Annotated in this window: 6 protein-coding genes; 3 read left to right on the top strand and 3 right to left on the bottom strand. The window is 41.7% G+C overall.

Annotation, left to right across the window (positions count from 1 at the left end; all coding sequences use genetic code 11):
* Positions 1-3,488, top strand: a 3,488-nt coding sequence (locus HPC67_RS12040; protein WP_217588274.1) for a metallophosphoesterase, incomplete at its 5' end; no start/stop codon positions are given.
* A 307-nt stretch (positions 3,489-3,795) separates the two neighbouring features.
* On the top strand, positions 3,796-5,328 hold the full coding sequence (locus HPC67_RS12035; RefSeq protein ID WP_343327843.1) for a glycoside hydrolase family 31 protein: 1,533 nt from the start codon (positions 3,796-3,798) through the stop codon (positions 5,326-5,328).
* 90 nt (positions 5,329-5,418) lie between these two features.
* On the opposite strand, the gene HPC67_RS12030 is transcribed toward HPC67_RS12035, so the two are convergent.
* Positions 5,419-6,858, bottom strand: a complete 1,440-nt coding sequence (locus tag HPC67_RS12030) for a serine hydrolase domain-containing protein (protein WP_217588270.1) — start codon at positions 6,856-6,858, stop codon at positions 5,419-5,421.
* A 256-nt stretch (positions 6,859-7,114) separates the two neighbouring features.
* Here HPC67_RS12030 and HPC67_RS12025 point away from each other — a divergent pair, with 256 nt between their 5' ends.
* Positions 7,115-8,302 (top strand): dicarboxylate/amino acid:cation symporter, encoded by a 1,188-nt coding sequence (locus HPC67_RS12025; RefSeq protein WP_217588269.1) that lies wholly within the window; start codon positions 7,115-7,117, stop codon positions 8,300-8,302.
* Positions 8,303-8,379: 77 nt separating this feature from the next.
* On the opposite strand, the gene HPC67_RS12020 is transcribed toward HPC67_RS12025, so the two are convergent.
* Together HPC67_RS12020 and HPC67_RS12015 are read right to left on the bottom strand one after the other, a co-directional pair.
* A complete protein-coding gene (locus HPC67_RS12020) occupies positions 8,380-10,218 on the bottom strand; it encodes a YhgE/Pip domain-containing protein (protein ID WP_343327842.1) in 1,839 nt (612 codons plus the stop codon).
* 4 nt (positions 10,219-10,222) lie between these two features.
* Positions 10,223-12,277, bottom strand: coding sequence for an efflux RND transporter permease subunit (locus tag HPC67_RS12015; RefSeq protein ID WP_343327841.1), 2,055 nt, complete (start codon positions 12,275-12,277; stop codon positions 10,223-10,225).
* Between the last annotated feature and the right edge of the window lie 335 nt (positions 12,278-12,612).

Below are 12,612 nucleotides of genomic sequence, written 5' to 3'. Positions count from 1 at the left end.
TTTTCCCCACCAACGTCATTTATTGTACAACCTTTGTATGTATGCTCGTCATGAGTAGCCTATTACCTAGTATTGCTTATGCAAGTGGTGTAACAGAAGGGAATGATATCATATCAGAAACTACTTCGGAAGAAAATGCGGATGTGAATGATGCAGAAGTCTATCAACTAGAACAAAGTGAGGAAATAAAAGTAGTTGATTCTGAGATGGAACCAACTGGTCCTAATTACATCCTTGATGACTTTGAAAATAGTGACGATAAATGGGGTGTTTCGTCAGCACGCGCGAACAATGTAAACGTAAATGTAACAGATGAAAAAGCCCGTTTTGGTAAGAAGTCGTTAAAAATTGAGTATGACTACAGCAATCAGCCTGGAACATCAGGTGTTTATGCTAATCGCACTGAAGAGGTTACCATTCCAGGTCATCCGAAAAAAATAAGTATGTGGGTTTATGGTGATGGAGAAGGGCATTGGTTAAGGCAAATGTTATATGATGCAAATGGACAAAATTTTAATATCGATTATACACCGAGCTATCCAAATGGTGTCACTTGGGAAGGCTGGAAATATGTTGAAGCAGAGATTCCGGCTAATTGGACGCCACCATTCAAAATAGGAAATCAAGCCATTCGCTATATGGCAACAAGTGAAGAGGCGAAAGGGAAAGCAACGATTTATGTAGATAATATTCGAGCCGTTTATGAAGAAGTTGAGGAAGATACGACGAACCCGACACTGACGAAATTTACGCCAGTTGACGGTAAGGTTGTTAACGAGAATCAACCGACGATTTCAGTCCAAGCTCGTGATGATCAATCTGGATTAGACTTTACACAAACAGAAATGAAAGTTGATGGGAATGTTGTTTCTCCGATCATCAATGAAACAGATGGCACTATAAGCTATACACCAGAATCACCGTTAGCAGAAGGGCTACATAACGTTTGGGTCAATGTAGCTGATCAGGCTGGTAATCATAATTTTACTAATTGGTCTTTTACTGTTGAAACGGACGGACCGACACTTCAATGGAATGTCGATGAAGAAACATATGCTGGTAGTTCATTTAAAGCGACGATAGATTTGAAAAATGGTCAAGCTTTAACAGGTGCTTCTTTTATTCTTAATTATAATCCTCAAAAGCTGTTGTTGGCAGACGCTAATACAAAACAAGAAGGTATTCAAATAGATGTTCCAGAAAAAATGCAGCAGGCTGTCACATATGACGTAAATTCGGAAGCTGGTACCATTGCTGTCAATCTAAATGATTTAACATCTGTTTCATTAACCGAGCTGGAAAAGATACTGACATTAACTTTTGATTTAGGCTTGGATGCGAGTGGAGATTTTAAGCTGGGACTAACGGACGGTCAATATGTTTATACAGGAGGAGAAGTTGAGGGGCTGCCATTTTTCATTGCGCCATATGTTGGGCATATTTCTCAGCCGTTAACATTGTCATTAAAAGGACTTTCCCAAGGGACTCCTACAATTATTACCGTGACAGACAAAAATGGACAACCTGTTTCAGATGCGGGTATTAGCGTTACAGGTGGTCAAAAGTTAATTAAAGTTGTTGAACCGACGCATATTTACAAAGGTGGTAGTGGGGTAGCCGGTGAGCCTTACGAAGAAGTGGAGGTTGGCACACTTATTCCTGTCGCTAAAACACCATATGGTGGATTTGATTTTTATCGTATCTTTATGCCAAATGGTCAGCAACGTTATTATCACATACCAAAAGATGCTGTACAGGAAGTGGATTGGGGAACAATTTTAGGTGAAACAAATGAGCAAGGTATTATTGAAACTGAGAACTTGACGTTATCACGTATCCCTCTTAAGCTGCAAGCTGTTCAGGGAAACCTGGTCAGTCAAGTTGAAGCTATAACGATATCACCACAACTCGGGAAAACAACACCAGAGCATGTAACGCTAACATGGGTTGATGATCCGAAAACAACGCAGTATTTCACATGGAAAACAGATACTTTAACAGAAGGATCAGAGGTTGAGGTTGTCCCTGCTGGTCAACCGGATGCAAAGCCACTTACATTTACAGGTACAACGGTATTGTTTGGAGATGCCACTGGTGAGATGAATTTGCATAGGGTCTTAGCTAAGGGATTAAAGCCTGGTACGACGTATTCATATCGTGTTGGAGATGGCACTGAGCATGGTTGGAGTGAAGTTCAAACATTCACGACAGAATCAGCGGAAGAGGATGCATTCCGTTTCTTGTTTTTTGCTGATACACAAGCATATGATCAAAAAGGGTTTGCATATTTTACGGAGCTCTTTACACTAGGGCTTGAACGTTATCCGGACACGCAATTCGTGCTTCATGCAGGCGATATTGTGGAAGAAGGCGATCGTTTGTCTCAGTGGGAGTTGTTCAAAGACGCATCACAAGGATTGGCGGATCAACTGCCGTTAATGATGGTATTAGGAAACCATGATGTATACGGAGACGGTGCTAACATCTTTAAGAACTTGTACGCGTACCCACAAAATGGACCAGATGGGAAAGACAACTTTGTTTACTCATTTGATTATAGTAACGTACGATTCATCATGTTAAATTCCGAATTTGGCGTACAGGATATGAAAGAACAAGAAGAATGGATTCGAGAAGAAATAGCAAGTGCGGGTGATAAATGGACGATCGTTATGTTCCATCGTTCTCCTTATAAGAGCAATCCAAAGCGCGGTGATGATGCAACGATGTCGGTATTTGCTCCGTTGCTAGAAGAGCTCGATGTTGATCTTGTTTTATCAGGACATGACCATGCATACATGAGAAGCCATCCAATGAAGAATGGTGAAGTACAACCGGATGGAAAAGGTACTCAATACGTTATCGGTGGTTCAGCAGGTCCGAAGTTTTATCCTGGTAGCTCTGAAGATTATATAGATTTCGTCTTTGCGGAGGATAAGCAGGTGTACACAGCCATCGAAATTGATCAAAAAAATCTAGTGATGGACACTTACACGATTGATGATGAACTCGTTGAATCCTTTACGATGACAAAGCGTGAAAAGACGCCAGCTGTCGATAAAAATGCGTTGCAAACATTGATAGATTCATTAATAGAACAAGAATTAGAGGAAGAGGCGTATACTGAAGCTACGTGGGTTTCATACGCCACAGCATTTGCAAAGGCGCAGGCAGTATTTTTGAGTGATGATGTAACACAAGTAGAGGTAGATAAGGCAGTGAAAGATCTTAAGACAGCTTACGAAGCTCTAGAAGAAAAGCAAGCAAAAGAGCAACCAACAGTTCCAGAAGACTCGGAACAATCTCGTGATGAGCATGAGGATGACTCGAATCAAGATGTCACTATACCAGACACAAATCAACAAGATAAAGATACAACATTACCAAGCACGGCAACATATATGTATACGACTTTATTCTTTGGAATAATCTTACTTGTTGTAGGCGGAATTGCCGCTGTCTTTTATCGAAAGAGATATGTCGGTTAAGACTGTCTGATTTAGAGAACCTGTGAATACTCGAAAAATCTAGTTTTATCGACTATAAGACGTTGTTCCTAAGTAACAAATGCAGGAACAGCGTCTTTTTGTTTTTGAGTTAAGGGCATTAATCTCCGGTAATATGTTTAATTTTGACTGGAATGATTATTGATTAATAGGGAGGACTTTTGTGAATATATGTCGAAAAACGTAGAGAGGGGGTTCGTCGAATTTCAGAGTTGATTCTTCAATATAATGTCTTATCATCCGTAATTCATTCAGTCATCAACATAATATCTAGCGGAAGGTGATGAACGTGACGAAGGCGTATTCAAAGGAAATTGTCCTGAATCAAGGGGAACTTTGGTGGGGTGGACTTGTGGAAGATGGTAAAGAAATGCCCTATCACAATACTTTTTCAAGACAGCTATATGGGGACTTACGTTACAACCAAGGCGCGCCATTCTTAGTGTCTAATAAGGGGCGGTTTGTTTGGTCAGAAGAGCCTATTGATTTCACATTTGATTCTGGTGTTTTAAAAATTGAAGGCAGCTCAGAAATTATATGTGAGGATACACAAAAACAATTGAAAGACGCGTATGTGCAAGCGTCTGAAACCTATTTTCCACCTTCAAATCAAATGCCTGATGCAGCATTTTTTTCATATCCGCAATTCAACACTTGGATGGAAATGAATTATGAACCGACTCAGGAAAAGGTGCTTCAGTTTGCGAATGATATTTTAAATAAAGGATTTCCACCAGGGATCTTAATGATTGATGATGGCTGGCAGGAGGATTTTGGTGTTTGGAATTTTCACTCTGGCCGCTTTCCGAATCCTAAAGCAATGGTAGAAGAGCTTCGTGAATTGGGATTTAAAGTGATGGTGTGGTTATGTCCATTTATAAGTCCCGATAGTTATGCGAGTCGAATGTTACATAAACAAGGCTGCCTTATTCAAGATCAAGCAGGGGAGCCGGTTATTAGAAAATGGTGGAATGGCTATAGTGCCATTTTAGACTGTTCCAATGCAGCGGCTGTAAAATGGATTGAAGCTGAAATGGATGCTCTTATGACAACATACGACATTGATGGCTTTAAAATGGACGGTGGTGATCCTCAATACTATCGTCAATCGGATGTGTGTCATCAGACGCTAACACCAAATGAACATAGTTTAAAATGGGCAGAAATTGGTTTGAAATACCCCTTTAATGAATATCGAGCGTGTTGGAAACTAGGTAATCAGCCGCTCGTTCAAAGACTGAGCGATAAAAATCATAGCTGGGATGCATTGAAAAGTTTAGTTCCAAATGGGATTGCACAGGGATTGATGGGCTACCCGTTTATATGTCCGGATATGATTGGTGGCGGTCAATACGACGACTTAGTAAACCCTGAGTTTGTTTGGGATCAAGAGTTATTTGTAAGGTATGCGCAGTGTTCGGCGCTATTTCCAATGATGCAGTTTTCAACCGCACCATGGCGTGTGCTCGATCAAACGCATTTAAATTATTGTTTAGAAGCGGTCAAAATTCACGAGAGCATGTCGTCATCTATTAACGAACTTGCCAAGCATGCTGCAAGAACCGGAGAACCTATTGTTAGGCATATGGCATATCACTTCAACGCGTCTGAATACGCAGACGTCAAGGATCAATTCATGTTAGGGGAAGATGTACTGGTTGCTCCGGTATTGGAAAAGGGTGTAAAAGAACGTACAATTGTGTTTCCCGCGGGCACGTGGATAGGGGATGATGGTACACAAGTGAATGGACCATGTCGCATGTCAGTGACAGCACCGATTTCAAGACTCCCTTATTATAAACGAATGCATGCATGCGTTTAAGGGTGCCTAGCACCACCCGAGTTTTGTCTGATTTTGTTGATATGACGAGCCAGCCTCTTAGAGTTTCTTAGGGGCTGGCCTTTTTTGGGGTTATTTTATCTTTTGAATGTGGCGCATGCCTATAAAAATGCCGGTAATGCATCCATCACTGTCTGATAAAAATGTGATTCGATTGTTATCAGACGTTAGAAACTGGTTTTCATCACATGGGTAGAGTGTTGTGTCATTTCCATTGCGTCTTAAAAGCAAAGCGCCATGACGCAAGAGAACCTCAGCATTCTGGCCTTCACCAGATCGGTACACCCCTGTAAAGCGCGCTAACTGCTTATCCATCATGACTGGTGTACCTTTGATTGTATGTGCACCCTCTTTATGTTTGCCCACACCTGAGAAAGCTGTTTCTGTTGGTGCCTCCTCATCGCTTCTTATCAAATGCTTCATGGTGGTTTTCAAAATACCGGCAGCATCTGCGTCAGCGATGTTGATCAGAACAATTCCAGTTAAATCATCGTCTATTGCCCATTGCATGTTAGACGATACCCCTTTAATGCTGCCACCGTGCCCGACAAATTTCTGATTGTCCATTGCGTCAACTTGGAGACCATATCCGTATTGACTTCCATTAGGTGTCGTTACGTGAGATGTAGTCATTTTTTTAATGGCTTTTTCCGAGATGATTCGGGTATTGAACACGGTGCCCCCTTGACGATAAACTTCAAGGTACGTCATCAGGTCTGAGGCACATGTTTTTAGTGATCCATTTGAATAAATGGCCCCGACGTCCCACCAAGCTGGCGAATGGAAAAAGGACTGATGATCGTTTTCATAGGCATATAATTCGGTCACATCTTCTTTATCCTCAATATCTTCTTCCGTAAAATAGGAGCGGTGCATGTCGAGCGGTTGGAAGATATAACGATCAACGAATTGTATAAATGATTCACCACTGGCTCGTTCTGTTATTTCCTGTAATAGAGCATATCCCTCGTTCGAGTAGTTAAACATCTCTCCAGGCGCCCCGAGCATTGTGAAGTCAAGATCTGCTATTAGGTTGATGAGTTCAGGTACGCTGGTGATAGGCGTTACGTTGCTCGGCATTTCATCAAATAAACGATTGCCATCTGGATCGCGCAGGATACTCGGAAGCCTTGCCGCATGGACTGCTGGTAGCCCGGGTAGCCCGCTCGTATGTGTTAGAAGATGATGAATTGTTATGTGTTCTACGCCGTATGTGCTGTCTGGCAAACTGAACTCTGGGAGCCATTGTTTGATAGAATCGTCCGTGCTGAGTTTCCCCATGTCCTCAAGCAGCATAATCGCTAGAGCAGTTACTGATTTAGTTAGCGATGCGGCGCCGAAGATGGTATTTGAGGTTACGGGTAGCTCTTCCTCGACATTTCGCCACCCATACGTTTTTGCGAAAATAGGCTTACCAGCTTTTGCGATCATTAAAGCCATACCGGGAATATGTGCAGCCTCACACATCGCTGTTAGCTTTTTATCCAGTATGTTATATGTTTGATGGTCCATTTAATGTGTATCCTCCTTTTCGCTTCTCACGATCTAAATCTATCAGTTTCTACATTTATTGTAGCTTTAGATTGCGGTGCTGTCACTTCACGATTATCCAAGGCTTCCAAACCGTGTGCCCTAAACGTTTAATTAAAGAATGCAAAAAAAACGTAAATAGACATATTTTTCCACGAATCGATATTTTACAACTTTATTAGACGTCATAAATTGTTTGTTGTAAAATAGCACTAAGCATAAAAAGGAGGTCACAAAAGTGAAAGGTATTGGGTTACTAATCAAGATTATTGTAGCAATCATTTTAGGTGTTGCGATCGGTTCGTTCTCCAATGAATGGTTTATTCAATTATTCGCTACGTTTAATGGACTTTTTGGTAATTTTCTAGGATTTATTATTCCACTCATTATCCTCGGGTTTATTGCGCCTGGTATTGGATCGATGGGGAGAGGTGCGGGTAAGCTTTTAGGCTTAACAGCTGCGATTGCATATACGTCGACAATAATCGCGGGAATCTTAGCGTTTGTTGTGGCTAAGTCAATCTACCCAACCCTATTAAGTGGTCAATCATTGAAAGCGTTTTCTGATCCGACAGAAGGTTTAAGTGATCCGTTTTTTGTTGTAGAAATGGCCCCGCTAATGGGTGTTATGACGGCGTTGCTACTGTCCTTCGTTATTGGACTTGGGATAGCTGCAATCAAAGGGGATACGTTGCTCCGTTTCACTGAGGAATTTCGTGATATTATTCAATTAGTCATTGAAAAAATGATTATTCCGCTATTGCCATTTCATATTTTCGGTATCTTCGCGAATATGACGTATGCTGGTCAAGTGAGTACGATCTTAAGTGTATTTGCAAAAGTATTTGTGATGATTGTAATTTTGCATGTTTTATATTTGATTGCACAATACACAACTGCGGGTGCGTTAAGTAAGCAAAACCCTTTTTCTATGCTGAAGAAGATGCTACCTGCATACTTTACAGCTTTGGGTACACAGTCATCAGCAGCTACGATTCCGGTGACATTAAAGCATGCCAAAACGTTAAAGGTCAGAGAGCGCGTTGCTGACTTTACTGTTCCGTTGCTGGCGAATATCCATTTATCGGGAAGTACAATTACACTAGTGAGCTGTGCGTTAGCTGTTATGTTCCTGCAAGGTAGTGCAGCTACTTTTGGTTCCGTGTTTCCATTTATTTTAATGTTGGGCGTCACGATGATCGCAGCGCCTGGTGTTCCGGGTGGCGCTGTTATAGCCGCACTTGGCTTATTGGAATCTATGCTAGGCTTTGATCAAACAATGGTCTCTTTAATGATTGCACTGTATCTTGCACAAGACAGCTTAGGGACAGCTTGTAATGTAACTGGCGACGGCGCCATCACATCTATTACAAACTCCTTAAGTAAAAAAAAGAATCAACAAGATGAGCAGGTAGAGGCAGTATAATTTGTTACGAGTCTATCTAAATCAAAAAGCCCTAGGCTGTTAATGCCTAGGGCTTTCTTATGGATCAAGAGGTCAAATTATCTAAACAGGTCTAAAAATCGTTCCCAAAGACCTTTTTCCTCTTTTTCGTCTATGACATCAGCTTCTTGCTCGTGCAGCACGATGCTCTCTGTTTGGAGGACGAACTGAACGACTTCAACTTTTTCGTTCTGATCGGAAACAAATGACACGGGCTCAAAATCCGAATAATCGAATTCCTCAAGCATCTCGTCAACCTCTGACTGCATTTGATCAGGTAAATCGTCGGTTGCATCCTGCAATTTCTGAGCGCCAGCTTGGAGGTCATTTGCACCATCTGAAAGAGATGAGGTGCCACCTGATAAAGAGGTGATACCTTGGTCAAGCTCGGTGTAAGAATGAGCTAATGAATTCACTCCATCTGTATAGCCAACGAGGCCAGAGTGAAACGATTTGTATTTTTTAGCGAGCGTAGATAGACCTTTTTGCAGCTCGGCAAGATGGCTCAACTGATCGAGCTGTTCTATTTCAGCATCCACATTGTCTGCAATAGTCGTTAACGATCCTGCCATGTCCTGTAATGGTTGTGATATGCGATCTAGCGTCCCTGTCACTGCGGCAAATCCACCTTGTACGGCTTGGTACGTTTGCTTCACTCTTTGCGCCGCTTCATATGTTGCCACAAGCTGATCGACGACTGTTTGATCTGCACCACTTGCATAAAGTGCTTCAATGTCTTCTTCACTAATGCTGTAATCCGGTATCCCGGTTATCGCTTCATCCAATGTGGTATAGGCTTGGTTATAATTTTCCTTTAACGTATCAAGCCCGGCAGCTGATTCGTTCAAGCCACCAGCAATGTCACGTAGGCCTTGTGGCAACTGCTTCAGCTCGCTTAAATCAGGTGCATCTGTCTTTCCTTCAAGCATGTCACGCATTTGGTGTAAAGCCGCTTGAATGTTTTCAGAGCCAGTGATTAGGTCATTTGAGCGCGAATTCAGTGCATTAATTCCGCTCGCATATTCACCTGACCCTGTGGCAAGATCATGGGCACCTGTGTTCAAATCTGTAATGCCGTCATTTAACTGGGTAATACCAGACTTCAATTCCCGAACAGCATCTGATAATGTTTCCATATCATTTTTCATCGAGCCGACATCAGGGTTTTCAATAGCGATATTCGCCGGTAGTGCATTGATCTGAATCGGCTTTAGCTCAAATTCTGTCACATTAGCGGTGATTTTCAGAACGTCTTCTTTTTCAGGCAAAATAGAGAACGTAATCTGCTTGTTCTTACCGACATTGGCCTTAGTCCCCTTTGGTGCTTGAATGTTGCTGAACTTGGCCGGATCAAGTGTGACGGAAATTTGCTGTAAGAAGTTGTTGAAAAACACTGGATCAACCGCATCGTTGGCAGATGTTTTGATTTGGATTTCAATTGACCCGCTTTTTCCAGCTAATTCAGTGGGATCAATTTTCTGGCCATCTAATAAATACGTAATTGAAATATTCCAGGGGAGTGGCTGATTCTCCAGCTCGCCTTGATAATGAAATTCACTTTCTTGGGCGTCAAATTCAATTGTCTCATCGTCTTTCTTTTCGATCTGGGTTAAGTCAGTCAGGTTACGGATGTCGTTGTAATTTCCGTAGTCGACGATTTTACCTTGTTCTGTTATATGAAACGTGTTGACGACGTACATGTGATTGATATGACCACTAGCATCTAAATTACCGTAGACAACTTCATCCTTTGTTGAAAAGGTACCAGTCATTGCATGCTGCCCATCTGAATCAATGTCTTTATTTTCTTCAGAGAAAACAGAGAACGGCAATGATGCCATCAAGACAATGCTACATAGACCAGCAATGAAATACTTCCGTGTTAAAATTTGTTTCACATCATCACTTCCCTTTAAAAAAATGAGCGTTCCAAGTTGTTTTTGCAATGAGGCGGTCGAATACGAGAAGCAGTGCTGGTAAAAAGAACAACACCATAATAAATGCCAGCAACGTACCGCGTCCAAGCAAGCTGCCTATCGATGAAATGATAGGATCGGAAGACGTTAAGTACAAGATGAATCCAACGCTTGATAAAATCGAAGCAGACACCCCGATTGAAAATATCTTTTCGTTAATTGTTTTTTTGATTGCCACCATTGCGCTCATGTCTTTGCGGTTGTTCGTATAATCCTCGGTTAAAAGAATCGCGTAATCGACTGTGGCTGCGAGCTGGACGATGCTGATGATTAAATAACCGATATAAACGAGCGGGTCGTCTGTGAAATAAGGTACGGCCAAATTAAACCAGACGGACGTTTGGATCGTTAGTAAGAGCACGACTGGAAATGACAGCGATCGGAATGTCACAAGCAATACGAATGCGATTGCGAGCACGGTCAGAATGTTGACGAGTCTGTTGTCTTTCTCGACGATCTGCTTCATGTCATAAAGGGTGACGCTTTCGCCCGTCACATGGTAGTCATTAGCGTAATATGAATCTGTAATCGATTTGACGTGTTCAACGAGTTGGAAGGCGGTGTCACCTTCTGTATCAGTCGTCGTGTTTAAAACGATTCGACTGTAATCGTCTGAGAAAAATTGTGCCTTAACGGCTTTATCGACATATTCGGGTGGAATCGCCGTTCCGACCGCTTTGGTATAAGAAATAGAGCTTTTTACATTTGTGAGCTCCTCAAGCTCATCGACGAGCGCTTCTTCTCGAGCCAGATCACCCTTTGGAACGAGGAGAACCATAGGTGTGTATTTTCCAAATGCGTCTTCGATTGCAGCGGCATCTTCACCAGCACGCGTGTTATCTGGAAGTTCCCCCATGCCATAAATGAAATTCGTTTGGCTTTGTGCGAGAAAAGCTGGGACAACTAAAAGTGCAACGAGTATTAAAGCAGGAATACGCATTTTCATGACGTACTTTCCAATGTTGTATTGACTTGGCAAAAATTGTCGATGATATGTCTTATCGATGAGTCGATATGACATGAGTGTCAAAGGTGGTAAAAAAATCATGACACAAAGGAAGCTGAGAAAAATACCTTTAACAAGGTTGAGACCAAGGTCTGCTCCAATCTCAAAATCCATAAATGTAAGTGCCAAAAATCCGAAAAACGTCGTTGATGCACTGGCGGCTATGGCCGGGAAAGATCGTTTCATTGCGTGTTCCATTGCTTGTGCTGGTGCCATCGTTTTCCGATAATCATCGAAGCTATGCAGTAAAAAAATCGCATAATCGAGTGATACTGCAAGCTGTAAAATTGGTGCAACTGCTTGGGAAATAAACGAAATTTCACCAATGAAAATGTTGGTGCCAAGATTGATCAAGACTGAAACACCAATGGCTGTCAAAAATAAGACCGGTTCAAACCATGACCGTGTTGAAAGGAGCAGAATTAAAATAACGATTGGAATCAGAATCGCTGCGGCATTTAACGTCTCCTGTCCGGTCATTTTTTGAGAAATGGCTGTGTTCAATGCGTCCCCAGCCAACATATTATCCTTACCAATGACATCATAAATCGCATCGGTAGCTGCGACCTCCTTGCCTTCTTCTACATGAAATGTGAATAGGGCGTGATTGTCTTTATAATATGTGTCAACGATATCTTCATCCGCGACCTCTATCGGTGTGCGAATGTCCATTGCATCGTCGAGCCAGGTGACGTCTGTGACACCAGCGATGGATTCTAATTTATGTTTATAATCAAGTGCTTGTTGAATCGTCACATCTTTTATCATAACGCGCGTATTGGCGATCGCCCCGTCAAACTCATCCTCCATGACATCCATGGCGATTGTCGACGGTGCATGCTCTGGCAAATAATCAACCATGCTGTAATTAACAGGGACAAAAAACTGAACGATCGCACTAATTACAGCGAGAAGGATAAAAGTCGTTATGATTGATGTCTTCCGTTTTAAAATTTGCTTCGTAATGTCTATCACAACTCATCCTCTCTAAACTTAAAAGTGTGTATCATCATTTTACTGCTTGTGACGAGTAGTTTGCAATGTGCATGAACTGCCTATTAGTCGTTTCCGACGCTGACTACTAGCCAAAATTTGTCGAAAAGCAGGCCATTACGCGATTTCTGAATAAAAACACGTCAAGAAATCCTATCAAATCAATAAATATTTAACTGATAAAATAAATTATTAAAAATACCTACAATTTTACGAAGTGTTGTGATATGATGTTTTTACAACTACGATAATAGAATATTGATCAACATCATGATTGCCAGAACTGCAACAGGAAAGGAGGCAATGGGTGTTGTTTT

The sequence above is a fragment of the Lentibacillus saliphilus genome (assembly GCF_019093865.1).
Classification (GTDB): Bacteria; Bacillota; Bacilli; order Bacillales; family Amphibacillaceae; genus Lentibacillus_B; species Lentibacillus_B saliphilus.
This window is presented reverse-complemented; position numbering and strand designations above follow the sequence as displayed.

What these genes read in the sequence shown, in the direction of transcription:
- HPC67_RS12030 (WP_217588270.1), bottom strand. Translation starts at nt 6,858, where the DNA reads ATGGACCATCAAACATATAACATACTGGATAAAAAGCTAACAGCGATG.